Raw genomic sequence first — 24,138 nt, forward strand, 5'->3', positions numbered from 1 at the left:
GAAGGAGTCGTTCGATGCGTCTTAACGCCCCCGCCGCGAGGCTGATTCTCAGCGTCCTGCCTGCGGTGCCGACCGTGCTCGCGCTGCTCAGCGCGCTCGCGCTCTTCGCGCTGTTCCTGCTGGTGCAGGGGCAGCCCGCGCTCGACGCGCTCGGGCTCATCTTCCAGGGTGCGTTCGGCTCGTCGTTTGCATGGCAAAACACGCTGCTGCGCGCGTCGCCGCTGATGCTCACCGCGCTCTGCGTCGCGCTGCCGGCGCAGGTCGGGCTGGTCGTGATCGGCGGGGAAGGCGCGCTTGCGCTCGGCGGCATGTGCGCGGCCATCGTGCCGCAGATGCTGCCGCCCGGTACGTCGTGGCTCGTCGCGACGCCGCTGATGGCGCTCGCCGGCATGCTCGCGGGCGGTGCATGGATCGGCGGGGTCGGCGCGCTGCGCCAGTGGCGCGGCGTGAACGAGACCATCAGCAGCCTGCTGATGTCGTATATCGCGATCGCGCTCTTCAAACATCTCGTCGAAGGACCGCTGCGCGATCCGGCGAGCCTCAACAAGCCGTCGACGCCGCCCATCCCCGATGCGCTGATGATCGGTCCGATACCCGGTCTCGACATGCACTGGGGACTCGTCTTCGGCGTGCTGGCATGCATCGCGGCGTGGGTGTTCGTCCGGTTCAGCACGAAGGGCTTCGCCATGCGCGTGGTGGGTGGAAGCGATCGCGCCGCGCGCCTCGTCGGGCTGCCGGTCAACCAGCTGGCGCTCGCTGCGTGCGTGCTCGGCGGCGCCGCGGCGGGACTCGCCGGCATGTTCGAGGTCGCGGCGGTGCAGGGCAGCGCGAACGCGTCGCTGCTGGCGGGCTACGGCTACGCGGGCATTCTCGTCGCGTTCGCGGCGCGCCAGAACCCGCTCGCGATCATCGTGTGCGCGCTCATGATCGGCGGCATCCAGGCAAGCGGCAGCCTGCTGCAACGAAGGCTCGATCTGCCTGACGCGACAACGCTCGTGTTTCAGGGCCTGCTCTTTGCCAACCTGCTCGCCTGGGAGGCGCTGGGCGGCCGGATCGCCGCGTGGCGCATCCGGTTGCAGGCGGCCGCCCTGGCGGATGTCCCCGTGCAACTGGGAGAGACCCATGCCTGACATGCACTCGCCGGTAGTGATCCTGTTGCTGTCGCTGTTCGCGGGCGCGATCCGCGTGAGCACGCCGTATCTCTTCGTGAGTCTCGGCGAATGCCTGACCGAGAAGGGTGGCCGCGTCAATCTCGGGCTTGAAGGGATACTCGTGTCCGGCGCGATGAGCGCCTATGCGGTCTCGTACCTCACCGGGTCGCCGTGGGCGGGCGTCGTTGCCGCAGGTCTCGCGGGCGTGCTGCTCGGTTGCGTGCACGGTCTCGTCTGCTCGCTTCCGCGCGTCTCGGACATCGCGTTCGGCATCGTGCTGATGCTGCTCGGCACCGGCCTCGCGTTCTATCTCGGCAAGCCGTTCATCGAACCGCAGGCGCCGATGTTGCCGTCGATCGATCTCGGCGCATGGAGCGCCTCGCCGCAACTGCACAACGCGCTGCACATCAACCTGCTGTTCGTGATCGGCGTCGTGCTGTCGTTCGTGCTGCATTGGGGACTGCGCAGCACGCGCTGGGGCATGACGCTCAGGCTCGTCGGCGACCACGCCGAGACGGCGCGCGCGATGGGCTATCCGCTGATGCGCATCCGCATCGCCGCGACGGCGGTCGGCGGCATGTTCGCGGGCGTCGGCGGCGCATATCTTTCGCTCGTCTATCCGGGCAGCTGGAACGAGGGTCTTTCGAGCGGGCAGGGCCTCATGGCCGTCGCGCTCGTGATCTTCGCGCGCTGGCAGCCGGTGCGCTGCCTGTGGGCGGCGCTCCTCTTCGGCGCTGCCGGCGCGCTGGGGCCGGCGCTTCAGGCGATCGGCGTGACGAGCGGCTATTACCTGTACAACGCGGCACCGTACGTGCTGACCCTCGTCATCATGATCATCAACTGCCGCCCCGACCGCACGCTCGCGGGCGCACCCGGCGAACTGAGCCTCACACGCTGATGACTAGAAGGACCAGAAAACCATGAACCGATTCATCGAAGCCAGGCCCTATCCGTGGCCGTACGACGGCAATCTCCGCCCGGACAATACGGCGCTCGTCATCATCGACATGCAGACGGACTTCTGCGGCTATGGCGGCTATGTCGACAAGATGGGCTACGACCTGTCGCTCACGCGGGCGCCGATCGAGCCGATCAGGCGCGTGCTCGCGACGATGCGCGAACAGGGCTTCACGATCATCCACACGCGCGAAGGGCACCGGCCCGATCTGTCGGACCTGCCGGCCAACAAGCGCTGGCGCAGCCGTCGCGCGGGCACGGACGGCGTGGGCATCGGTGACGCGGGCCCGTGCGGCCGGATTCTCGTGCGCGGCGAGCCGGGCTGGGAGATCATCGACGAACTCGCGCCGCTGCCGGGGGAAGTCGTGATCGACAAGCCGGGCAAGGGCTCGTTCTGCTCCACCGATCTCGAACTGATCCTGCGCACGCGCGGCATCGTCAATCTGGTGCTGACCGGCATCACCACAGACGTATGCGTCCACACGACGATGCGCGAGGCAAACGACCGCGGTTTCGAATGCACGGTGCTCGCGGACTGCTGCGGCGCGACCGACAAGGGCAATCACGACGCGGCGCTGCACATGATCACGATGCAGGGCGGGGTGTTCGGCGCGGTGTCCGATTCGCGATCGCTCCTCGCGACGCTCGAGGCATGATCATGCCCGCCGTCTCGAAGGCTCTCGGCGTTGAGGTGCTGAACGCGACCAAGTCGTTCGGCGCGTTTCGCGCGCTCGACGCCGTGTCGATGAAGGTGCAGCCCGGCACGATCCACGCGCTGCTCGGCGAGAACGGCGCGGGCAAGAGCACGCTGGTGAAGGGACTGGTGGGATACGGGCTGCTCGACGACGGGCAGATCGTCGCCGATGACCGCGAAGTGCTGATCGCCTCGCCGCGCGACGCGCAGGCGCTCGGCATCGGCATGGTCTATCAGCACTTCACGCTCGCGGCCGGCCTTTCCGTGGAGGAGAACCTGCTGCTCGCGCGCGGCGCATTGCCATGGAAGATCGACTGGAAGCGCGAGCGGGCTGCGCTGACGGCGTTCATGCAAGGCATGCCGTTTCGGCTGCCGCTCGACGCGCCCGTCTCGACGCTCGCGGCGGGCGAGAAGCAGAAGCTCGAAATCCTCAAGCAGCTGTATTTGCGCCAGCGTTTCCTGATTCTCGACGAACCGACTTCGGTGCTCACGCCGCAGGAAGCGGACGAAGTGCTCGGCCTGATGCGCGAGCTGACCTCGCGCGGCGAGCTCACCGTGCTGATGATCACGCACAAGTTCCGCGAAGTGATGGCGTACGCCGACAACGTCACCGTCCTGCGCAAGGGCAGGCTGGTCGGCACGTGCGCGGTGCGCGAGACGAGCCGCGACAGGCTCGCCGCCTGGATGATGGGCACCGCCGATACCAGCGACGCGCCGCTGATGGCCGCCGTCAAGGTCGAGCGCGCGGCGCGCACGCCGGTTCCCGAAGCGGCGCAGGTCGGGCTCGAGTTGCGCGACGTGTCGGTGGCCGACGATCGCGGGCACATGGCGGTGAGAAGTGCATCGCTTGCCGTGCGCTCGGGCGAGATCTTCGGGCTCGCGGGCGTTTCGGGCAACGGGCAGAAGGAACTCGTGGAAGCGCTCGTGGGACAGCGGAGCATCAGGACCGGCGAGATGCGTGTTGCCGGTTCTGCCTACCACGCGACCCGCGAGGAAATGACGAGCCGCCGGGTCTTCGCGATTCCCGAGGAGCCGCTGAAGAACGCATGCGTCGCGAGCATGAGCGTCGCGCAGAATCTCGCGTTGCGCGATTTCGACCGCGCGCCGCTGCGGCGCGGCGGCTGGCGGCTCGGCCGCCGCGCGATGCGCGAACGCGCCGGACATCTGATTCAGGAGTTCAACGTGCGGCCGCCCGTGCCGGAGCGCGCGATCGGCACGCTCTCCGGCGGCAACGTGCAGCGCGCGGTGCTTGCCCGCGAACTCGGGCAGCCGGTGAACGTGCTGATCGTCGCGAACCCGGTGTTCGGGCTCGATTTCGCGTCGGTCGCGGATATCCATGCGCGCCTCATGGCCGCGCGCGAAGCGGGCGCGGCGGTGCTGCTGGTGAGCGAGGATCTCGACGAGCTGCTCGAACTCGCCGACCGCATCGCGGTGATCGCGCAGGGCGAGCTTGTCTACGAAACAGATGCGGCGAACGCGGAGCGCACGGTGCTCGGCCGGCACATGGCCGGACACGGCGATACGCCCGCGCACGCCATTCCCCAATCCAATCCCATGAAGGAGGTTGTCCAATGAGCTCGAGCGGGCTTGGCGGCTTGAACAAGTCACCGAACGGTATCGTGATCGGACTCGTGCAGTTGCAGAACCCCGATGTATCGACGCCTGCGGAACTGGCGGCGCAAACCGGGAAGATCGTCGACATGGTCGCCAAGGCGCGGCGCGGCAACCCGGCGATGGACCTCGTCGTGTTCCCGGAATACGCGCTGCACGGCCTGTCGATGAGGACCGACGACGCGATCATGTGCACCCTCGACGGCCCCGAGGTCGCCGCATTCAAGGCAGCATGCATCGAGCATGCGATCTGGGGCTGCTTCTCCATCATGGAGCTCAATCCGCAGGGCAATCCGTACAACACGGGCCTCATCATCGACGATACCGGCGAGATTCGCCTCTACTATCGCAAGCTGCATCCGTGGGTGCCCGTCGAGCCGTGGGAGCCCGGCAATCTCGGCGTGCCGGTGTGCGTCGGGCCGAAGGGCGCGATGCTCTCGCTCATCATCTGTCATGACGGCATGTTTCCGGAGATGGCACGCGAGGCCGCCTACAAGGGCGCCGAAGTGATCCTGCGCACCGCCGGTTACACGGCGCCGATTCGTCATGCGTGGAAGATCACGAACCAGTCCAATGCGTTCCAGAATCTCGCGCAGACGGCGAGCGTCTGCCTGTGCGGCAGCGACGGCACGTTCGATTCGATGGGCGAAGGCATGTTCTGCGATTTCGACGGCACCGTGATGGTGGAAGGCAGCCACCGGCCGGACGAGATCATCGCCTGCGAGATGCGTCCGGATCTGGTGCGCGAAGCGCGCGTCCACTGGGGCGTGGAGAACAACATCTACCAGTTCGGGCATCGCGGCTATGTGGCGGTGAAGGGCGGCGCGCAGGATTGCCCGTACACGTTCATGCAGGACATGGTGCGTGGCGAGTATCGCCTGCCGTGGGAGCGCGAGGTGCGCGTAACCGACGGCACGTCCTGCGGCTTTCCCGCGCCCGAGCGCCGCTACAAGGGCTGACCGGCGATGCTCACTATCGACGCGCAACCCGGACCCTTCACCTTCGAGCCCTCGAAGACGGCGCTCGTCGTGATCGACATGCAGCGCGATTTCATCGAGCCGGGCGGCTTCGGCGAATCGCTCGGCAACGACGTGTCGCTGCTTGCGGCGATCGTGCCGACCGTCGCGTCCCTGCTCGCGCTCGCGCGGCGCGAGGGGTGGCTCGTCGTGCACACGCGCGAGTCGCATGCGGCGGATCTGTCCGACTGCCCGCCCGCGAAACGCGCACGGGGCGCACCGAACGCGCGGATCGGCGACCCCGGCAGGATGGGGCGCATCCTGATTCGCGGCGAGCCGGGCAATGCGATCGTCGACGAACTTGCGCCGCTCGGCTCGGAACTCGTCATCGACAAGCCCGGCAAGGGCGCGTTCTATGCCACGCCGCTTGGCGGCGAACTCGCCGCGCGCGGCATCACGCATCTGGTGTTTGCCGGCGTGACGACGGAAGTGTGCGTGCAGACGTCGATGCGCGAAGCGAACGATCGCGGCTACGAGTGCCTTCTCGTCGAGGATGCGACGGCCAGCTATATCCCCGCCTTCAGGCAGGCGACACTCGAGATGGTGCGTTCGCAGGGCGGCATCGTCGGATGGACGGCGCCGTTCGCTTCGCTCGCTCAATCACACGGGGAGAAACGAGGATGGAACTGAACCGGCCCGAAGTCGTGGCGGAAGTATCGGCCGCATTTGACGCCTACGAGCGCGCGCTGGTCGATCACGATGTCGCGGCAATGAACGCGTTCTTCTGGCATGCGCCGCAGACGGTGCGCTACGGCATCGCGGAGATCCAGCACGGGGGCGAGGCGATCAGCGCATGGCGCGAGACGTGCGTGCCCGTGCCGGCATCGCGGAAGCTGCATCGCACGGTCGTGACGACCTTCGGCACGGATTTCGCCACGGTGAGCACGGAGTTCACCAGCGACGAGACCCCGTTGCGCGGACGCCAGATGCAGACGTGGGCGAGACTCGGGCCCACGCAGGGGTGGAAGGTGGTCGCCGCACACGTCAGCCTGATCGCGATGCCCTGATACGCCGACAACGAGAATACAGGGGCTGGCAACATGAATGACACGCTGACCGATCCCGTTGTTGCACCGGCGTCACCGGGCGTCGCCAATCCGCTCGCCGAGCAGGTCTACCAGAAGCTCAAGAGCGACATTTTCAGCTTTCGCCTCTTTCCGGGCGACCGCTTTTCGGAGAGCGGCATCGCGCATCACTATGGCGTGTCGCGCACCCCGATGCGCGACGGGCTCTTTCGCCTGCAACGCGAGGGCTATCTCGAAGTCGGCTTTCGCCGCGGCTGGAAAGTCGCGCAGATCAACTTCGACCAGCTCGACCAGCTGTACGACCTGCGCATCGTGCTCGAAGCAGCGGCGGTCGAACGGCTCGCGACGGGCGGCGACAGGTCGCATGCCGTGCTCGAGGCGCTCAAGGCGACATGGTGTGTGCCGCCGGCATTGCGCGAGTGCGATCCGGTGGCGATGTTCGGCATGGACGAGGACTTTCATCGCCAGCTCGTCGCGGCGACGAGCAACGCAGAGATGCTGCGCGTGCATAACGAAGTGACGGAGCGCATCCGCATCGTGCGTCGGCTGGATTTTCTCAAGCCGCATCGCACGGACGCGACCTACGACGAACACGCAACGATGCTTCACCTGATCGAGCGCGGCCGGCTCACCGAAGCGAACATCCTGTTGCGCGCGCACGTGACGCAAAGCAAGCTCGAGGTGCGCAAGATCACGCTTTCGATGCTTGCGGAAGCGCGCGACAGCAAGCTGCCGTTTGTTTCGTGAGGAAGAGGGGGATTACAGCTACGCGGCGCGGCGATGAAACGCCGCGCCGCGTAGCTCATTCACGCATGGCTTACTTGCCCACCTGATTGCCGATGATGCCTCCGACGGCCGCGCCGCCCAGTGTGGACAGCGCATTGCCGCCGATCGCCGCGCCCGCGACGCCGCCGACTCCGGCGCCGATCGCGGTATCGCGCTGACGGCGCGTCATGCCGTCGCATGCGGTGAGACCGGCCAATATGCCCGCAATGATGGCGATTACGCCCGCTCGTTTGAATGTATTCATATCACGCTCCTGTATGCGAAGGGTCTTTCCGGGTACAAGAATCCTACGCGAAGACCCGGTATCAAAACCTTGCACATTTGGCGTGAGATCGTCACTTATGTAATCAGATGTTTCGGTTGTTGCCAATGCTGTCGCACGGGCTATGCGCGGCTTTGCGACTTGACGATTTCGCCACGCTGAAGCACGTATTGGATCCGCTCGCCCTGGCCCGACACCACACCGATATCGGCAAGGGGATTGCCGTCTACCACGATCAGGTCTGCGATGGCCCCTGCGGCGACGGTGCCAAGCTTGCCACGCATGTCGAGGATGTCGGCGGCGACCGTCGTCGCGCTGCGCAGCGCTTCGAGGTTGCCGAGCACTTCCGCGCGAATGCGGAACTCGCCGCTCTGGAATGCGTGCATCTCGCCGAGCAGGTCCGAGCCGAAGCCCATCGGCACGCCGGCGCGCGCGTAGATTTCGAGCGACTCGCGGCCCGCCTGCTGCACGGATGCGACCTTTGCGATCGAGTCCGCGGGCATGCCGTATTGCGCACCGTGCTTCGCGAGCGCGTCGTAGGTGACGAGCGTCGGCACCACGAACGCGCCGTACTCGCGCATGACTTGCGCCGCCGCCTCGTCGACGAGATTGCCGTGCTCGATCGTGCGCACGCCGCAGCGCACCGCGCGCGCGATCGAGCGTCCCGTGTACGCATGCGCCATCACGTAGGTATTGGCCGCTTCGGCTTCGGCGACGATCGCGCGAATCTCGTCCTCCGAGTATTGCGTGTTGGAGATCGGGTCGGTGGGCGAGGCGACGCCGCCCGAGGCCATGATCTTGATCTGCGTCGCGCCCTTCTGGATTTCCTCGCGCACGGCGAGCCGCACGGCATCCACGCCATCGACCACGCGCGCGATCGCACCCGCCCGGAAGCAGCACGAGCACGGCTCAAGCACGTCGCCGCGCGGACGAAAGTCGCCGTGGCCGCCCGTCTGCGACAGTGCCTTGCCCGAAGGGAAGATACGCGGCCCCGGCACGAGGCCGGTTTCGACGGCCTGCATCAGGCCCCAGTCGGCGCCGCCCGCGTCGCGCACGCTCGTGAAGCCGCGCGAAAGCATGGCGTCGAGAATCGGCAGCGCGCGGATCGCCGCGAGGATATTCGGCTGCGTCGCGTTCGTGCCCAGGTTCGCGTTCGACGCGAGCACGTGCACGTGGCAGTCGATGAAGCCCGGCATCACGGTCTTGCCGCGCGCGTCGATCACGCGCGCGCCGGGAAAGTCCACGCCGCGCTCCGTCACTTCCACGATACTGCCGTCTTCGATGACGACATGATGATGATCGAGCAGGACGCCTTGCCCGAGGTCGAGTACGTTGCCGCCCTGAATCACGGTAATGGTCATTGCATGTTTCCTTGTCGAAGCGAAGTAGCCGTGCGTCGCGCGTCCCGTATGTAGAACGTGCCGGTCAGACTGATGGCGGCGGCGATCATCACGTAGATGGCGGGCGCCATGTTGCTGCCTGTTTTCGCGATGAGCCAGGTGATGAAGAAGGGCGCGAAGCCGCCGAAGATCGTCACCGCGAAGTTGTATGCGACGGACAGGCCGGTGGAGAGCACCCGGGTCGGGAAGAGTTCGGCGAACGCGGCGAGAATGGGGCCGGTGTAGGCTGCGATCAGCACGCCGAACACGGCCTGGAACACGAGCAGCGAGACGAGTCCCGGCGCATGGTTGATCCACGCGAACATCGGGTAGGCGAGGAGCAGGATGGCGAGCGCCGCGCCAGAGAGGAAGATGCGGCGGCCGTACGCGTCCGCGAGCTTGCCGACGCAGGGCGAGACGCACATGATCATGAGCCCGCCCATCATGCCGGCGATGAAGCCCGTCGACTGCGGCAGGTGCAGCGTGCGCACGGAATACGTCGGCATGTAGAAGAGCAGCACGTAGGTGCAGACCGTCCAGAGAATGACCATCGAGAAGCTCGCGAACGTTTCGCGCGGAAACGTGGAGAGCACTTCCTTCAGGGGCGACCTGGCCTTCGCTTCTTCGGCGACGGCGCTGAACGCCGGGGTTTCGTCCATGCGGCTGCGGATGTAGTAGCCGACCGGTCCGATCAGGATGCCGAGCAGGAACGGCAGTCTCCAGCCCCAGCTGTTGAGCGATTGCGTATCGAGCGACGAGGTCACGAACGTGCCGACGGCCGCGCCGAGCAGCACCGCGAAGCCGATGCTCGCCTGAATCCAGCTGGAGTAATACGCGCGCCTTTCGGGCGGCGCGTACTCAGTGAGGAACGCCGTGGCCCCGCCCATTTCACCGCCAGCGGAAAAGCCCTGCAAGAGCCGCGCGACGACGATCAGCAAGGGTGCCGCGATGCCGATCTGGTCGTAGGTGGGTGCCAGGCCGATCATCGCGGTGCCCAGCGCCATCAGCAGGATGGTGAGCGAGAGCGCCGCCTTGCGGCCGACCCGGTCAGAGTAGATGCCGAGCACGATGCCGCCCACCGGCCGCATGAAAAAGCCCACGCCGAAGGTGGCGACCGCGAGCAGAAGCGAGCTCAAGTCGTTGCCCGTCGGGAAGAACAGCTTCGCGATGATCACCGCGAAAAAGCTGTAGACGGTGAAGTCGAACCATTCGAGCCCGTTGCCGAGCACCGTGGCAATGATGGCGCGCCGGCGTTGCTGCGCGAGCGCGTCGACGGACAGGGCGACGTGCGGCGATAGCGTTCCTTGCATGGTCTCTTTCCTTGTCAGAAGATGGCTTGTGCGTGTGACTCCCATACTAGAGGGGTAGCGGCTTTTTTCTGAAACGAAAGATTCGCATGCCTGCATGCGCTACGCGCATGCGAAATGCTTCAGGCTGCCTGTTGTCCCGCCTGTTCCGCATGCCCGGCCTGGTCGGCCTGCTCGAACGCCCAGCGCGTGAAGAGGCGCGCAGCCTGATTTTGCGCGCGGTCGTTCGGCGACACGATGTAGTAGCCGCCGCCGTGGCTCGCCGATTCGTGTGTCGCACGCACGAGGAGGCCTTCGTCCAGGCATGCATCGATCATGTGCCGCCAGCCGAGCACGACCCCCTGCCCGAGGATCGCCATCTGCACGAGCTGAGGATAGTGGTTGATCGTCACGGCCTGCGGCGTCTTGAGCATCTGCACGTGATTGAGCGCGAGCCATTCGGGCCACGACATCCACTGACGCTGGCCGTCCTCCTGCATCAGCAGCGTTTCGTTCGCGAGATCGGCGGGGCTCAGCACGCGGCCGCGCAGATACGCCGGCGAGCAGACCGGAAAGACTTCCTCGTCGAAGATGCGGCGCGCGGTGAAGTGCGCCGCGACGCGCTGCCGCGCATAGTAGAAGCCGACATCGAACTCGGCCGGCGAAAGCGACGCGAGCCCGTCGCGCACGATCATGCGCAGCTTGATGTTCGGGTACGCCGCACGAAAGTGCGGCAGGCGCGGCGTGAGCCACAACACGGCGACGCCCGAGGAACACGCGACCGTCAGTTCGAGATCGCCGTAGCGTTTCATGACTTCGAGCGTCGATTCGGCGCAGTTCGCAAGCAGGCGCTGCACGTCGACCGCATAGCGCTCTCCCGCGATCGTGAGGCGCAGCGACCGGTGCTCGCGAACGAACAGCGAACGGCCGAGAAATTCTTCCAGCTGCTGGATCTGCCGGCTGATCGCGCTTTGCGTCAGATGAAGTTCGTTCGCGGCTTTCGTGAAGCTCGCGTGCCTCACGGCCGCCTCGAAGGCGACGAGGCACTGCAGGGGCGGAAGGGGCGTGATGCGCATGACGGGTGCTCGCATTCGATCGGATCGCAACTATCATAAACGCTGCCTCGCGGCGCGTTGCAGCGTTCCCGTCGACAGGGCATTTTCCGGTATCTTCTGTTTTCAGCGGGCAATCGCAAGAGCAATCGACGCGCAAACCAACGGGTCGTCGGCGCGTTGCCGCACCGCACACAAAGGCTGCGGGCGGTTTGCGTTCGCGGCGGGGGCATCACTGCGGGTACACGAACATGAATCTGAAGGATGGAAACGGCTTCGCCCCATCCGCGCGGCGGATCGTGCTCCTGCTGCTGCTGGCGGGCCTCGCCGCGCTCGGGTATGCGGTACTGCATCTCTTTCTGGTTCCCGTCGCGTGGGCGGTCATCGTCGCCTATGTGACGTGGCCGACCTACCGGCGGCTGCGCGCGATGCTGCGCGGCAGCGCGGTCGCGAGCGCGCTCCTGATGACGGTGCTCCTGACGGGCGCCTTCGTGGTCCCGATGCTTTCACTCATCGTGCCGATGACGCGCGAACTGACGGGCCTCTATCAGGGCGTCGCCAATTACCTCGCGAACAGCCATCATCAATTGCCTGAGTTCGTCGCGAAGATTCCCTGGGTTGGGACATGGCTGCAGGACCTCCTGAACCAGATGGCGAGCGATCCCGCGTCCGTGCGCGTGCAGGTGGCGGATTGGGCGGAACAGTGGAAGAGCGAGGTCGGCCAGTTTGTGGGCGGGGTGGGGCGAAACGCGACGAAGCTCGGCTTCGCCCTCGTCACGCTGTTCTTCATATACCGCGACGGCGAAATGATGCTGAACCAGTTGCGTGCGGCGCTATGGCCTTTTCTGGGCGACCGGCTGGACATCTATCTGCTGGCGATCGGCGGCATGACCCGCTCGGTCGTGTACGGGCTCGTGCTGACCGCCCTCGCGCAGGGCGCGCTCGCCGGGCTCGGCTACTGGGCCGCGGGCGTCGATGCGCCACTCCTCCTGGCGGCCGTTACTGCGCTGGTCGCGCTGATTCCGTTCGGCACACCATTCGTCTGGGGATCAGTCGGTGCGTGGCTGCTCGTCATGGGCAATACCGTCGCCGGGGTCGGCCTGCTGCTCTGGGGGACGCTCGTCGTGAGCTGGGTGGACAACCTGATTCGCCCGCTCGTCATCAGCAGCGCGGCCCGCATCCCGTTTCTGCTCGTGATGTTCGGCGTGCTGGGCGGCCTCGCGGCGTTCGGCCTCATCGGGCTTTTTCTCGGGCCCGTCATCGTGGCCGTGCTGATGGCGCTCTGGCGCGAATGGCAGGCGGAACAGGTAGCGGTTCCGGCCGCCACACGGGACCCCACGCGGCTCTAAGGTCGCATCGAGATCGCACACGCACGCAATGCAGGCCGCTCCACAGGACGCATGATTGCCGATTGGCAATTGGTCGACGAGTCAAACAAGATTTGACACTATTTTTCATCGTGCTGCCGCGCGGCGTGTTAGAACTCTTACGCCGCTCCATGCTGCTCCACCTCATGTGCTCGATCCTGTAGCGGTGCCACGAATCGAGTTCGTGTCACGGTCTTAATCCATCAGGCGAATCATTCGCGTCACTGAACGAGCGCGGAAGCTGCGAGCGTCTGTCGTGCATTGCTCACCTCGCTGGCGATTCGAGCGAGCGCGGAATCATCGATTGGTATAACCACGTTCGCTTTCCAGGGATCAACGTTAGTGTCGGTTCGTGGCTCGAATTCGTATCGAACGATATTGCCGGAGATGGCGCGTCCGTTTCTCAAGTACTCTTAGCGGTCACTCACAGTAATGCCGCCTACCGAAGCACCAGTTAAGAACTCTGTTCGCGGACCATTTGAAGCGGACGCGGAACATCAGATCGACACGCGGATTCTGGCGGAAGCACGAGCCGCTCTGGAAGGGGCCGCAGCCTATTTCTCTCGAAACGCGATCAGTGATGCAAATGTCAGAACGCGCTACGCTTTCGGAATCAAGCGAATGAGCGAAAGCGTGCCGACCGAAGTCGACGCTGGCCGCATGTCGGCTGTCGAGGGTGCAGCCTTTTGTCATGACATGCGCAATCGGATCATGGAAGAAGCCAGAAAGATTACTTCGCCGGTAAGCTTGGCGAGGGCGCAAGCGCAAAAAGCTGAACCGCCCTCCCTGGGATATCTTCTCGATAGATATTCGACCAAGAACTTCTCTAAGCCCTTTCGAGCCTTGACCGAAGCCGAAAGGGACCGTGCTTGCTACGCCATTATCGAGTCCTCGGGGAGAAGCAACGCGGAAGTTAGCGCCAAAACCGCCCGACTGAGAGTGCAGGGGAAGGTCGGCCTGTTGATAACCGGAGCGATCGCGGGATACGAAATCGTGGAGGCAAATGACAAGATGCGCGAAGCGGAACGACAAGTCGCCGGAATCGAAGGCGGCATGTTGGGCGGTACCCTTGCTGGCATGGTTGCCTCGTCTATCTGCGGACCAGGTGCACCGATCTGCGCAATCGGAGTGCTATTGATAGGCTCGTCGGTTGGCGCGACCGTGACACAGATGGCCTACGATGCCTATCTCGATGAACTGGAGGAATTTCGCACATGGGGAATCAGATAGCCGAGAAAGAAAAGGACTATGTATGGCTAGCGCTAGCAGAATTTTTTTGTCGACAACGAGATCGACTATGACCGTCACGCCGCAAAGGTATCCGCATATCCGATACAAGCACTGAAGGAAATATTCTTTCGTGAGGTCGCCCCGGTATGCGGTCCCAATATGCTGACGCCGATGCCTCCTGTATGGCTCTCCTTCGATGCTGAATGGGTTGTCAGCGAGATCGGAAACCTTCAGATGCACAGAGAATCCGCTTTATACAAGGTCGGTCACGAACTCAAGGTTCTGTACTATCGCGCCACTCTGAGGCACGTGTGGTCGAACGTTGAGCAAGCAATCAAGCGTCAGAGGCATCCAGGAAAGGAAGATTGAGCAATGCGTAAGGTGGCAGTACGGCACGGAGATCCCACCACGACCCGCGGCTTCGTGTTGGCCTGTTCATCGACGATTTTCGATAACGGCCAACAGGTCGCCCTTAGCGGCGACGAAGCGACATGCGGCGAATGCAAAGGCACATACAAGATTCTCGGAACGGGCGAGGGAATGACAGAGAAGAACAGGTCGGTCGTCGTAGACGGCGATCGCGTACTTTGTCCTTGCGGAAAGAATCACGTAATCGTGGGCGTGAACTCCGGAATCTTCCTCGAAGTCAATGTGGGCGCGAGACCTCCTTCAACGCTCGTGAGCGGACAAGCGGCCTCCTCGAGTGAGAAGGCGCACTGGATCAGCTTCACCTTGAGCGAACGCGGAAGCTGTGAAGGACTGTCGTGCGTCGCTCATTTCGCGGACGGTTCGAGCGAGCGCGGCGTTGTCGACAGCAGGAACCGCGTCCGCTTTGCAAGATCGAGAAACAGCGTATGTCGGCACGTCGAGTTCGTGTTGAACAAAGAAGTGACGTCCCGCGCCGCGGTATCTGATGCGCTTCTGGCCGCACTGCGTTATTAGCACCGAGTTTCACGCGACCGCCGTGCGCGCCCTGCGTCACGAACGTATGCCCAAATCGTCTTGGCGTCGCCCGCCGGCGGATGGTGCCGCGAGCCCCGGCAACACACCGGACTCCGCCGCGCCTTCACGAATCGTCCGCCGAGGGTTCGCCGCGCTGCCCCGGGCTCAGCGCACGAGACAGGGCCGCTTGTTGTCGAACTTCCAGTTGGGGATCAGATACTGCATGGCGATGCCGTCGTCGCGTGCGCCGAGGCCGTGCTGTTGATAGAGCGCGTGCGCCTTCTCCAGTTCATCCATGTCGAGCTCGACACCGAGCCCCGCCTTTTGCGGCACCTTCACCTTGCCGCCCACGATCTGCAGCGGCTCGCGCGTGAGGCGCTGGCCGTCTTGCCAGATCCAGTGCGTATCGATGGCGGTGATCTTCCCGGGCGCAGCCGCGGCAACCTGCGTGAACATTGCAAGCGAGATGTCGAAGTGGTTGTTCGAGTGCGAACCCCACGTGAGGCCCCAGTCGTTGCACATCTGCGCGACGCGCACCGAACCCTGCATCGTCCAGAAGTGCGGGTCCGCGAGCGGGATATCGACCGATTGCAGCTGTATGGCGTGACCCATCTGACGCCAGTCCGTGGCGATCATGTTGGTCGCGGTGGGCAGGCCCGTCGCTCGGCGGAATTCGGCCATGACCTCGCGGCCGGAGTAGCCGTTCTCCGCGCCGCACGGGTCTTCTGCGTAGGCGAGCACGTCGTGCTGGTCGCGGCAGAGACGAATGGCCTCCGCAAGCGACCACGCGCCGTTCGGATCGAGCGTGATGCGTGCGTCGGGAAAGCGCTCGGCGAGCGCGGTAACCGCCTCGATTTCCGCATCGCCGGGCAGCACGCCGCCCTTCAGCTTGAAGTCGTTGAAGCCGTAGCGCGCCTGCGCGGCTTCCGCCAGGCGCACGACTGCCTCCGGGGTCAGCGCCTGTTCGGTGCGCAGGCGCGACCAGTCGTCGGTGCCGTCCGCGCCGCTCGCATACGGCAGGTCGGTCTTGTTGCGGTCGCCGATGTAGAACAGATACCCGAGCATCTCGACTTCGTCGCGCTGCTGGCCTTCACCGAGCAGCGCCGCGACGGGCACGCCGAGGTGCTGGCCGAGCAGATCGAGCAGGGCGGCTTCGAGCGCGGTGACGGCGTGGATCGCCGTGCGCAGGTCGAAGGTCTGCAGGCCGCGCCCGCCTGCGTCGCGGTCGGCGAACTGCGTGCGCGCCTTGTTGAGAATCGCCTGCAGGTTGCCGATCGACTGGCCGACGACGAACGGGCGCGCGTCATCGATGGTCTTGCGGATGCTCTCGCCGCCCGGCACTTCGCCCACGCCCGTGTTGCCCGCGCTGTCGCGCAGCAGCACGATGTTGCGCGTGAAGAAGGGGCCGTGCGCGCCGCTCAGGTTGAGCAGCATGCTGTCGCGGCCGGCGACCGGGATCACCCGCAGTTCGGTGACGGTGGGAGTGGCGTGAGACTGGCTCGTGTTGGTGGACATGGCGGTCGTTTCGATGTGTGGATGGGTCGAGGGCGGGCGGTGTCGTGATCTTAAGTGTCGAGGTGATTCAGAGGGAAGGGCCGAAGAGGTCGAATGCGCGAACTGACGGAGCCGGTGTTCACGCTGTCGAGTCGTTCGAGGTGAACGCGATCAAAATGCGCGCGTCGCCTGGCGATACCGGCTCTCAAGGATGTCTCCTGTTGGTTCGGGCAGGACCGCGCAGGGCCAGTTGCCATTTCTCCAATGCGACGGATATGTTGTACGATGACAGTCTACATAGGTGTTCGGCGCAGGCCAATGGAGTTTACCCCTAAATACGGCCGAGAGGCCCATCGCTTCAGCTCCTTATCGCACCATTGCCTATGTGGCTTGTGGAGGTGTCAATTATAAGACATCGTATAACACGTCGGGCTCGCCGGCGTTGCGGTCTCCTGCTGCAACGCGCCGATCATGTGCGCCTGTCCGGCCGGAGCATTGGCGATCTTCCCGAGCACGGATCGCCCACGGCTTCCATTAACAGCCACGCGCAGCGGCCACCAGCACCGGACCCTTTCAGTCGCGCCGCCGGAAAAATACATAAAAAAAATGGTGCGGCCGGTCGCGCCTATCCCGCAGTAACGAAGGCTTTTCGAATCCCATCCGCGTCCGAAGTCCCCCGAGGCATTGATTATTTATTGTCTGACGATTGGTTATTTTTCTTCGATACTCGTTGCTCCGCCCTGCGATTCAGGTTATCGAGGCGCCACCGTCAGGACCGCATCACCCATGGTGAAGAAACGAATTCGTGCCGTATTGTTCTGTGTATTGATCGCGATGATTGCGCCGGGCTGTCAGGCGCAATACACCACCGACTGGCTGGCGAACACATACGGAACGCTTGCCGCTCACGTGGGCAACACCGCGCGCTCGATGTGGGTCGCGCCGGAAGGGGTCATCTACACGGCGTCCCTGTGGGACGAAAACGAGGGCGGAGTCGCGATATACCAGGACGGCAAGAGCATCGGCTCCATCGGAATCAACAGCGAGTTCCAGGGTGGTGCCATCACGGGCAATGCCACTTCGATCTTCGCGGCGCTGCAGTTCGGCACACCGGCCGGCACTGGGGCGGTGGGGCGATACGACCGCGTCACCGGCAAGCGCGATCTCGTCATCAACGTCAGCGTGTGGAATGCCGTCAGCCGCGGCGATGTCATCACCGGTCTCGCAACCTCGGGCTCGCTCCTCTATGCAAGCGATACTTTCAGCAACCGCGTCCGGGTCTTCACCACCGACGGCGCCTGGCAGCGGGACATCAGCGTCGCGAGTCCCGGCGCGCTCGCCGTGGATGGTACAGGCAATCTCTGGGTGGCCCGCAAGAGCGCGGGCGCAATCCTCGAATTCAGCCCGGCCGGCGCCCTGCTGAATACCATTCAGATGCCCGCGGCTTCGCGGCCGTCCGCGCTCTATTTCGACGCGTGGTCCGGGCAGCTCATGGTCGGCGACGAAGGCCCCGACATGAACATCAAGCTGTACAACATCTCGGGTACGCCGGCGCAGACCGGCACGTTCGGCGTTCAGGGCGGCTATCTCGACACGACTACCGGTATCAAAGGCCAGGTCGGCGACAAGCGCTTCACGCGCGTTGCCGGCATCGGCAGGGATGCCGCCGGCAACCTGTATGTGCTCAACAATCCGTGGGGCGGCGGCTGGGACCTGGGCCGCAACGGCGCCACCGACCTTCACGCGTACGACAGTGCCGGCAACCTGCGATGGAAACTCCAGTCCCTGAACTTCGAGGGCGTCGCCGCCCCGGACCCGGCCACGGACGGCGCGTACTTCTATGGCGGCACCAACATCTACACCGGCACCGCGGGAGGGACTTTCGTCGCGAACACCGTCGATCCGTTTACCTACCCGTCCGACCCGCGCCTCAACATGAACGACACCCAGCGCGACGAGCACTTCGGTCAGCTCGTCACGGTCGGCGGCAACCGGATTCTCGTGGCGTCGGGCCAGAACCCCGGCATCTTCTACTTCTACCACTTCAACGCAGCGAATGGCTACATCGCCATACCGGACGCATCGATTCCGGGCCCCGTGTTCAATACGAACCTGCAGGTCACGGGCGGATTCTGCATCGACAGCAGGGGAGACGTGTGGGCCGGCCTGGACCGGACGAACCACATCTACCATTACCCGCTGACCGGGTTCGACGGCAACGGCAAACCGACATGGGGACCCGCGGTCACGATCTCCACGCCGGAGAGCATCCGGCCATTGACGCGCATCATCTACCTTCCGGAAAGCGACACCATGATCCTCGCGCAGGGCATCGCGGGAAGCTGGGACTGGACGGCGATACAAACGAGGATCGAGGTGTATCACGGCTGGAGCGCGGGCAACATCAGCAGGCCCGACCCGGTGATCAACATCACGAGCGCCAACCCCAAGTCGATGACGGCGGCCGGCAACTATCTCTTCCTCGGCTACGTGCACACCGTGCCCAACATCGACGTCTTCAATCTCACCACGGGCAACCTCGACACCACGCTGATCAACTCGAGTCCCGGTACCGTGGACGTCGGCAACGACGTAGATTCGATGTACGGCCTGAGAGCGTTCCTCAGATCGACCGGCGAGTACGTGATCACCAAAGACAACTACAACGGCTCCAGCATCGTGGTTTACCGATGGACGCCGTGATCGGGCATTGCAGCGTGTCAGGCAGCCGATATCAACTTGCAAGCAAGCGCTCGTGCGCACATGCGAGCTTGACCCTTGGGAAAGCCTTTCGAACAGAACCGAACGACAAGGGACGCTGTCCTTTCGGAATGCTTCCAGCATGGCTCGCACGTCTGCGAGAGGCCTCTCCGCATCGACTTGACGGACGCTGCAACGGCACTTGGCGATGTGCGGATGCCTTGTCTCTGCAGCCATTCTGAAATTTGCCGATAATCCCGAACGCCGCCGAATTGGAAGACGTTCGACGGCTCGCGGACTTTCCGTTTACGTTTCCTGGCAGCGTGCGCAACACCGCGCCACGGCGCAGTCGTTATGCCTTGAAGCCGGGAGTTTTTCAAATAGATTACAAACGACATGACAACCAACCACGCGCGGCGTCCCTGGTTCCGGGTCCTGCTGCTTCTTCCCTACATCGGGCTGCTCTGGCTGCCGTTCTACAACGACCTCAAGCCTGCACTTCTCGGGTTTCCGTTCTTCTACTGGTATCAACTGCTGTGGGTGCCGCTCACTTCGCTCCTGCTCTGCATTGCTTACAGGAGTTTCAAATGAACGGCGCGCATTCGATCGACAGCACGGCGATGGCAGTCTTCATCGGATTCTTCGCGCTGGTCACGGTCCTCGGATTCGTCGCCGCACGATGGAAGCGTGGCGACCTGACGCAACTGCATGAATGGGGTCTCGGCGGACGGCAGTTCGGCACGGTGATCTCGTGGTTCCTCGTTGGCGGCGATTTCTATACGGCCTATACGGTGATCGCGGTACCGGCGCTCGTCTATTCGGTCGGCGCGTACGGCTTCTTCGCGCTGCCTTATACGATCATCGTCTACCCGTTCGTATTCGCGGTGATGCCCAAGCTCTGGCAAATCGCGCATGCGAAGAATCACATCACCGCCGCGGACTACGTGCACGGCGAATATGGCGGCAAGCTCCTGCCCGCTGCCATCGCGCTGACGGGTATCGTCGCGACGATGCCGTATATCGCCTTGCAGCTCGTCGGGATGCAGGTCGTCATCAAGGGGCTCGGCGTGACGGGCGAGCTGCCGCTCGTCGCCGCATTCGTGATCCTCGCGCTGTACACCTATGCAAGCGGCCTGCGCGCGCCGGCCATGATCGCGTTCGTCAAGGACATCATGATCTACATCGTGGTGATCGCCGCGGTCTGGCTGATTCCCACGAAGCTCGGCGGCTATGCAACGGTATTCGACGCGGCAGACAAGTTCTTCACTGCGAAGGGCGGGGCGACCGGCATCATCCTGAAGCCGTCGCAATTCACGGCCTACGCATCGCTCGCGCTCGGCTCCGCGCTGGCCGCGTTCATGTATCCGCACACGATGACGGCCGTGCTGTCCTCGTCGTCGGCCAAGACGGTCAGGAAGAACGCGATCTTCCTGCCCGCCTATACGCTGCTCCTCGGCCTGATCGCGTTGCTGGGCTACATGGCGATCGCGGCGGGCATCAGGGTTCAGTCCGCGTCCGATGTGGTGCCTGCGCTCTTCGGCAGGTTGTTCCCGTCGTGGTTCGTCGGGTTCGCGGCGGCTGCGATTGCGATCAGCGCGCTGGTGCCTGCGGCGATCATGTCGATTGGCGCGGCGAACCTGTTCACGCGCAATCTGTGGCGTCCTCTGGTCAATCCGAACATCACGCCGGCGGGCGAAGCGTCGACCGCGAAGTTCATTTCGCTGATCGTCAAGTTCGGCGCGCTGCTGTTCATCGTGTTCCTGCCGACCCAATACGCGATCGATCTGCAACTGCTCGGCGGCGTGTGGATACTGCAGGTCTTTCCGTCGATCGTCTTCACGCTCTATACCCGGCGGCTTTCGCGGCAGGGTCTCTTCTGCGGCTGGCTGGTCGGCATCGTGACCGGTACGGCACTTGCCGCCGCGGAGGGTCTGAAGCCCGTGGTCGCACTGCATCTGGGCGACGCGACGTATCCCGTCTATATCGGGCTGATCGCGCTTGCGGCGAATATCGTCGTTACCTTTGTGCTGTCGGCGTTCATGCCGGTGGGCAACAGGGCGATCGAGCCGACGCGCGGCTGATCCTTGCGGTAATACGAGCCGCGACTCGCTCGCGAGTCGCGGCATGCCTTTGCTTACCGCATGTCGCGGCGCTGACCGGTCACTCGATGTGCTTTTCGGCCGCGATCTTCGTCAGGAACGTACCGATCTCGCGGTTCTGGAAGTCGACTTCCGGCTGCGTCGTGCCCGCGGCCGAAAAGTGTCCCGACGGCCAGCGCGGTTCGATCGATTCGAACTGCGCGCCGTGCACGTAGCTCGCCACCTCGAGCGCTTCCGGCTCCGGATTGAGCAGGTCACCCACACCCGCGAGCACCAGCATGCGCGCGCGGATCGAGCGCAGCGCCTTGTAGTAGTCGCCGCCGAAGCCCGGGGTCGTGCCGAGATCGTGCGCGTCGTAGGCCCAGGTCTGATAGATCCAGTTGCGCGCGTCGAAATTCTTCCATGCGCTGTCCTCGGTCTTGCGCAGCCACGGCGCCGCGTCGTCGCTGTTCGTCACCGTGTTCTTCATGAGCTCGGGCGTGCGCGTGATCAGCGCCATCGTCCCGGCCCACATGCGCATTCCCTTCTCCGGTGGCTGCCGGTAGTTCCCGCCGTCCCACGCCGGGTCGCCCATGATTTCCTGGCGCGTGAGTTCGAGCACCGTCTTCGTCCACGGGGGCGTGCGGCCAAGCGGCACGATGGGAACGAGCGCGTCCATCATGCCCGGATGGCTCACACCCCATTGCAGGGTCTGCATGCCGCCCATCGACGCGCCCACCACCGCAAACAGGTGCTCGATGCCGAACTTGGCCGTGACGAGCCGATATTGCGATTCGACCATGTCGCGGATAACGAAGCGCGGAAACGCCATGCCCGGCTGCGCGGTGCTGTTCGACGGCGACGTGCTGAGACCGTTGCCGATCGCATCGGTCGTGATGATGAAGTAGCGGTTGGTATCGAGCGCCTTGCCCGGTCCGATCAAATAGTCGAGCCGGTGATGATTGCCGCCGATCGCAGTCACCATCAGGATCGCATTCGATTTCGCGGCGTTTAGCGTTCCGTAGGTTTCGTAGGAGAGGGAAAAGTCCTTGATCACCTGGCCGCTTTCGAGCGGCAGGTCGCCTTCGGGATAGGCACCGACGCGGCCGCCGGCCGGTTCCGGTACCTGCGCATACGCGGCAACGACGAAGCCCATTGCCGTGGCGACGGCAAGCAGCTTGCTGACAAAATGCATTCGTGAATCTCCACTTACCAACGGTTGATTTGAGCAGGAGTCAGGCAGTCGAAAGCCGTGGCATCAACGCCTGGACGATTGTCCCATCAACCGCATTTGCATGCCGGGTTCGATCCTTGGCCGTAGTAATCGCACACGATTGGCGAGCATTCATCCCGGGGTCGTCGCGGCCCGGATGAATGCGGGCTCGTCGAAACAGACTTCATGGACGACGTGACGGCGGCAAGAACGAATCGCTTCGGCTGGCTTCCCGTGCCTGAGCCTCGTGAGCACCGCTGCCAGTCCTGTGCGCACAAAGGGAAATCAAGCGTCGCGCGTTGCAGCTGTGCACCATCCGGTCAATGCCCGCCCGCGCCCGCCGCTCCGGCTCCCGTGCCCTTGTCCGGCTTCGTGAGCCAGATGAGCGGAATGATCGCGATAAAGATCACCGCCGACAGCCAGAAGATGTCGTTGAGCCCGAGCATCGCGGCCTGCGTGGTGAGCGAGCGTTCGAAAAACGCAAGCGCCTGCGGCGTGCCCCCGCCGAGCGCCCCTTGCAGCGAGCCGATCGCATCGACGAAGGCCGGGTTGTGCAGGCTCGCCTGATCGGCGAGTTGCGAGTGATGCAGGATCGTCCGGTCGTTCCATCCCGTGTTCGCGAGCGAGGTTCCCACCGCGCCTGCGAACACGCGCACAAAGTTCGACAGCCCCGCCGCCGCGGGAATCTTCGCGGACGGCAAGCCCGAAAGGATGATCGCGGTGAGCGGCACGAAGAAGAGCGCCATCGGAATGCCCTGCAACAGCGTGGGGACGACGAGCGTCCAGGTATCGACGCCCGTGGTGTAGTGCGAGCGCATGAAGAACACGGCGGCGAAGCCGAGAAACGCGAGCGTCGCGAGCACGCGGGCATCCGACTTCGGCATGATCTTGCCCATCACCGGCGCGAGGATCACGGCGAAGATGCCGAGCGGCGCGGTGACGAGCCCCGCATCGACGGACCGGTAGTTGAGATAGCCCTGCATCCATTGCGGCAGCAGAACGAGATTGGAGAAGAACACCGCATACGCGACGGAAATCGCCACCGTCCCGGCGAGAAAGTTGCGCCCGTTGAAGAGCTTGATGTCGATCACCGGGTTCTTCTCGGTCAGCTCCCAGATCAGGAAAAAAAGGAAGCTCACGAGCGCAAACAGGCCGAGCCCTACGATGACGGGCGAGTTGAACCAGTCGAGGTCCTTGCCCTTGTCGAGCATGATCTGCAGCGAGCCGACCCAGGCGATCAGCGAAACGAGGCCGACCTTGTCGATGGGAATGCGCTTGACCGGCGTTTCGCGGTCGCGGTAGATGGCCCATGTGACGGCTGCGGCGAACAGTCCCACCGGGATGTTGATGTAAAAGATCCACGACCACGAGTAGCTGTCGGTGATCCATCCGCCGAGCGCCGGTCCCGCGATCGGACCGACGGTGGCCGTCATCGCCCACAGCGCGAGCGCGTGCGAACTCTTTTCCTTCGGATACGAGCCGAGCAGGAGCGCCTGCGAAAGCGGAATCAGCGGTCCCGCGACGGCGCCCTGAAGAATCCGCGCGGCAAGCAGCACCGGCAGGTTCGGCGCGATGCCGCACAGCCACGACGAAAGCACGAAGAGCAGGATCGCCCAGACGAACAACTTGACCTGCCCGACGCGTTGCGTGAGCCAGCCGGTCAGCGGAATCGCGATCGCGTTCGCGGCGGCGAACAGCGTGATGACCCACGTGCCTTCGTCGATGGATACGCCCAGGTTGCCGGCGATCGTCGGAATCGCGACATTCGCGATCGACGAGTCCAGCACGTTCATGAACGTGGCGAGCGCCACCGCGAGGGTCCCGAGCACGAGCTTGCCGCCAGTGAGCGGCGCGGGAGTATTGGACTGATTCATCGAATCACCTGAGTTGTCTAA

Annotated in this window: 21 protein-coding genes and 1 pseudogene; 15 read left to right on the top strand and 7 right to left on the bottom strand. The window is 64.2% G+C overall.

All coding sequences use genetic code 11. From position 1 onward, the window contains the following. The first annotated feature begins 14 nt into the window (after positions 1-14). From BG61_RS04310 to BG61_RS04345, 8 genes are read left to right on the top strand one after another with little or no spacing between them, the layout of a single operon-like run. Positions 15-1,130, top strand: a complete 1,116-nt coding sequence (locus tag BG61_RS04310) for an ABC transporter permease (protein WP_035935327.1) — start codon at positions 15-17, stop codon at positions 1,128-1,130. Continuing rightward, positions 1,123-2,049 carry an ABC transporter permease gene (locus tag BG61_RS04315; RefSeq protein WP_051672255.1) on the top strand — a complete coding sequence of 309 codons (927 nt, stop codon included), beginning with the start codon at positions 1,123-1,125 and terminating at the stop codon, positions 2,047-2,049. The genes BG61_RS04310 and BG61_RS04315 overlap by 8 nt, the downstream gene beginning before the upstream one ends. Positions 2,050-2,071: 22 nt before the next feature. Beyond that, entirely contained in the window at positions 2,072-2,764 is a 693-nt protein-coding gene (gene biuH / locus BG61_RS04320) for a biuret amidohydrolase (RefSeq protein WP_035935333.1), read from the top strand. A gap of 2 nt (positions 2,765-2,766) precedes the next feature. Then, positions 2,767-4,377, top strand: a complete 1,611-nt coding sequence (locus BG61_RS04325; RefSeq protein ID WP_035935524.1) for an ABC transporter ATP-binding protein — start codon at positions 2,767-2,769, stop codon at positions 4,375-4,377. Beyond that, complete coding sequence (locus BG61_RS04330) at positions 4,374-5,372, top strand: formamidase (RefSeq protein ID WP_035935335.1); 999 nt, start codon at positions 4,374-4,376, stop codon at positions 5,370-5,372. Before BG61_RS04325 ends, BG61_RS04330 begins: the two co-directional genes overlap by 4 nt. Positions 5,373-5,378: 6 nt before the next feature. After that, on the top strand, positions 5,379-6,059 hold the full coding sequence (locus BG61_RS04335; protein ID WP_035935337.1) for a cysteine hydrolase family protein: 681 nt from the start codon (positions 5,379-5,381) through the stop codon (positions 6,057-6,059). After that, positions 6,050-6,436 carry an oxalurate catabolism protein HpxZ gene (gene hpxZ / locus BG61_RS04340; RefSeq protein ID WP_035935340.1) on the top strand — a complete coding sequence of 129 codons (387 nt, stop codon included), beginning with the start codon at positions 6,050-6,052 and terminating at the stop codon, positions 6,434-6,436. Before BG61_RS04335 ends, hpxZ begins: the two co-directional genes overlap by 10 nt. Positions 6,437-6,469: 33 nt before the next feature. Beyond that, the gene (locus BG61_RS04345) at positions 6,470-7,201 is read left to right on the top strand and encodes a GntR family transcriptional regulator (RefSeq protein WP_035935343.1); all 732 of its coding nucleotides are present in this window, start codon (positions 6,470-6,472) and stop codon (positions 7,199-7,201) included. Positions 7,202-7,271: 70 nt separating this feature from the next. Here BG61_RS04345 and BG61_RS04350 read toward each other — a convergent pair whose 3' ends face one another. From BG61_RS04350 to BG61_RS04365, 4 genes are all read right to left on the bottom strand, one after another. Continuing rightward, positions 7,272-7,484, bottom strand: coding sequence for a glycine zipper 2TM domain-containing protein (locus tag BG61_RS04350; protein WP_035935345.1), 213 nt, complete (start codon positions 7,482-7,484; stop codon positions 7,272-7,274). 140 nt (positions 7,485-7,624) lie between these two features. Further along, a complete protein-coding gene (locus BG61_RS04355) occupies positions 7,625-8,863 on the bottom strand; it encodes a metal-dependent hydrolase family protein (protein WP_035935347.1) in 1,239 nt (412 codons plus the stop codon). Further along, positions 8,860-10,191, bottom strand: coding sequence for an MFS transporter (locus BG61_RS04360; RefSeq protein ID WP_035935350.1), 1,332 nt, complete (start codon positions 10,189-10,191; stop codon positions 8,860-8,862). The genes BG61_RS04355 and BG61_RS04360 overlap by 4 nt, the downstream gene beginning before the upstream one ends. Before the next feature lie 119 nt (positions 10,192-10,310). Then, positions 10,311-11,243, bottom strand: coding sequence for a LysR substrate-binding domain-containing protein (locus BG61_RS04365; RefSeq protein WP_035935353.1), 933 nt, complete (start codon positions 11,241-11,243; stop codon positions 10,311-10,313). A gap of 227 nt (positions 11,244-11,470) precedes the next feature. Here BG61_RS04365 and BG61_RS04370 point away from each other — a divergent pair, with 227 nt between their 5' ends. The 4 genes and pseudogenes from BG61_RS04370 to BG61_RS39140 all read left to right on the top strand — a co-directional run bounded on the left by BG61_RS04370 (position 11,471) and on the right by BG61_RS39140 (position 14,758). Next, positions 11,471-12,568 (top strand): AI-2E family transporter, encoded by a 1,098-nt coding sequence (locus tag BG61_RS04370; protein ID WP_051672256.1) that lies wholly within the window; start codon positions 11,471-11,473, stop codon positions 12,566-12,568. 450 nt (positions 12,569-13,018) lie between these two features. Continuing rightward, positions 13,019-13,816, top strand: a complete 798-nt coding sequence (locus tag BG61_RS04375; RefSeq protein WP_035935356.1) for a hypothetical protein — start codon at positions 13,019-13,021, stop codon at positions 13,814-13,816. A 51-nt stretch (positions 13,817-13,867) separates the two neighbouring features. Beyond that, a pseudogene (locus BG61_RS44950) lies at positions 13,868-14,185 on the top strand (DUF7079 family protein); the annotation flags it as partial. Between the two features lie 3 nt (positions 14,186-14,188). After that, positions 14,189-14,758, top strand: coding sequence for a PAAR domain-containing protein (locus tag BG61_RS39140; RefSeq protein WP_051672258.1), 570 nt, complete (start codon positions 14,189-14,191; stop codon positions 14,756-14,758). Between the two features lie 165 nt (positions 14,759-14,923). Here BG61_RS39140 and gudD read toward each other — a convergent pair whose 3' ends face one another. Continuing rightward, positions 14,924-16,273, bottom strand: a complete 1,350-nt coding sequence (gene gudD, locus BG61_RS04390) for a glucarate dehydratase (RefSeq protein WP_035935361.1) — start codon at positions 16,271-16,273, stop codon at positions 14,924-14,926. Positions 16,274-17,038: 765 nt separating this feature from the next. Here gudD and BG61_RS04395 point away from each other — a divergent pair. The 3 genes from BG61_RS04395 to mctP all read left to right on the top strand — a co-directional run bounded on the left by BG61_RS04395 (position 17,039) and on the right by mctP (position 21,033). Beyond that, positions 17,039-18,955 (top strand): SMP-30/gluconolactonase/LRE family protein, encoded by a 1,917-nt coding sequence (locus BG61_RS04395; RefSeq protein WP_035935363.1) that lies wholly within the window; start codon positions 17,039-17,041, stop codon positions 18,953-18,955. Between the two features lie 393 nt (positions 18,956-19,348). Next, positions 19,349-19,543 carry a DUF3311 domain-containing protein gene (locus tag BG61_RS04400; RefSeq protein ID WP_035935365.1) on the top strand — a complete coding sequence of 65 codons (195 nt, stop codon included), beginning with the start codon at positions 19,349-19,351 and terminating at the stop codon, positions 19,541-19,543. Continuing rightward, a complete protein-coding gene (mctP, locus tag BG61_RS04405) occupies positions 19,540-21,033 on the top strand; it encodes a monocarboxylate uptake permease MctP (protein ID WP_035935366.1) in 1,494 nt (497 codons plus the stop codon). The genes BG61_RS04400 and mctP overlap by 4 nt, the downstream gene beginning before the upstream one ends. A gap of 79 nt (positions 21,034-21,112) precedes the next feature. Here the strand turns inward: mctP and BG61_RS04410 are convergent, their stop codons facing one another. Further along, complete coding sequence (locus BG61_RS04410) at positions 21,113-22,225, bottom strand: alpha/beta fold hydrolase (protein ID WP_035935369.1); 1,113 nt, start codon at positions 22,223-22,225, stop codon at positions 21,113-21,115. A gap of 338 nt (positions 22,226-22,563) precedes the next feature. Then, entirely contained in the window at positions 22,564-24,117 is a 1,554-nt protein-coding gene (locus tag BG61_RS04415) for a DHA2 family efflux MFS transporter permease subunit (RefSeq protein ID WP_035935371.1), read from the bottom strand. Positions 24,118-24,138 lie beyond the last annotated feature (21 nt).

It is taken from the genome of Caballeronia glathei (assembly GCF_000698595.1).
Taxonomy (GTDB): Bacteria; Pseudomonadota; Gammaproteobacteria; order Burkholderiales; family Burkholderiaceae; genus Caballeronia; species Caballeronia glathei.

Excerpts from the sequence above, each read along its gene's own strand:
- BG61_RS04310 (WP_035935327.1), top strand. The coding sequence starts at position 15 with ATGCGTCTTAACGCCCCCGCCGCGAGGCTGATTCTCAGCGTCCTGCCT.
- BG61_RS04315 (WP_051672255.1), top strand. The coding sequence starts at position 1,123 with ATGCCTGACATGCACTCGCCGGTAGTGATCCTGTTGCTGTCGCTGTTC.
- biuH (WP_035935333.1), top strand. The coding sequence starts at position 2,072 with ATGAACCGATTCATCGAAGCCAGGCCCTATCCGTGGCCGTACGACGGC.
- BG61_RS04325 (WP_035935524.1), top strand. The coding sequence starts at position 2,767 with ATGCCCGCCGTCTCGAAGGCTCTCGGCGTTGAGGTGCTGAACGCGACC.
- BG61_RS04330 (WP_035935335.1), top strand. The coding sequence starts at position 4,374 with ATGAGCTCGAGCGGGCTTGGCGGCTTGAACAAGTCACCGAACGGTATC.
- BG61_RS04335 (WP_035935337.1), top strand. The coding sequence starts at position 5,379 with ATGCTCACTATCGACGCGCAACCCGGACCCTTCACCTTCGAGCCCTCG.
- hpxZ (WP_035935340.1), top strand. The coding sequence starts at position 6,050 with ATGGAACTGAACCGGCCCGAAGTCGTGGCGGAAGTATCGGCCGCATTT.
- BG61_RS04345 (WP_035935343.1), top strand. The coding sequence starts at position 6,470 with ATGAATGACACGCTGACCGATCCCGTTGTTGCACCGGCGTCACCGGGC.
- BG61_RS04350 (WP_035935345.1), bottom strand. The coding sequence starts at position 7,484 with ATGAATACATTCAAACGAGCGGGCGTAATCGCCATCATTGCGGGCATA.
- BG61_RS04355 (WP_035935347.1), bottom strand. The coding sequence starts at position 8,863 with ATGACCATTACCGTGATTCAGGGCGGCAACGTACTCGACCTCGGGCAA.
- BG61_RS04360 (WP_035935350.1), bottom strand. The coding sequence starts at position 10,191 with ATGCAAGGAACGCTATCGCCGCACGTCGCCCTGTCCGTCGACGCGCTC.
- BG61_RS04365 (WP_035935353.1), bottom strand. The coding sequence starts at position 11,243 with ATGCGCATCACGCCCCTTCCGCCCCTGCAGTGCCTCGTCGCCTTCGAG.
- BG61_RS04370 (WP_051672256.1), top strand. The coding sequence starts at position 11,471 with ATGAATCTGAAGGATGGAAACGGCTTCGCCCCATCCGCGCGGCGGATC.
- BG61_RS04375 (WP_035935356.1), top strand. The coding sequence starts at position 13,019 with ATGCCGCCTACCGAAGCACCAGTTAAGAACTCTGTTCGCGGACCATTT.
- BG61_RS39140 (WP_051672258.1), top strand. The coding sequence starts at position 14,189 with ATGCGTAAGGTGGCAGTACGGCACGGAGATCCCACCACGACCCGCGGC.
- gudD (WP_035935361.1), bottom strand. The coding sequence starts at position 16,273 with ATGTCCACCAACACGAGCCAGTCTCACGCCACTCCCACCGTCACCGAA.
- BG61_RS04395 (WP_035935363.1), top strand. The coding sequence starts at position 17,039 with ATGGTGAAGAAACGAATTCGTGCCGTATTGTTCTGTGTATTGATCGCG.
- BG61_RS04400 (WP_035935365.1), top strand. The coding sequence starts at position 19,349 with ATGACAACCAACCACGCGCGGCGTCCCTGGTTCCGGGTCCTGCTGCTT.
- mctP (WP_035935366.1), top strand. The coding sequence starts at position 19,540 with ATGAACGGCGCGCATTCGATCGACAGCACGGCGATGGCAGTCTTCATC.
- BG61_RS04410 (WP_035935369.1), bottom strand. The coding sequence starts at position 22,225 with ATGCATTTTGTCAGCAAGCTGCTTGCCGTCGCCACGGCAATGGGCTTC.
- BG61_RS04415 (WP_035935371.1), bottom strand. The coding sequence starts at position 24,117 with ATGAATCAGTCCAATACTCCCGCGCCGCTCACTGGCGGCAAGCTCGTG.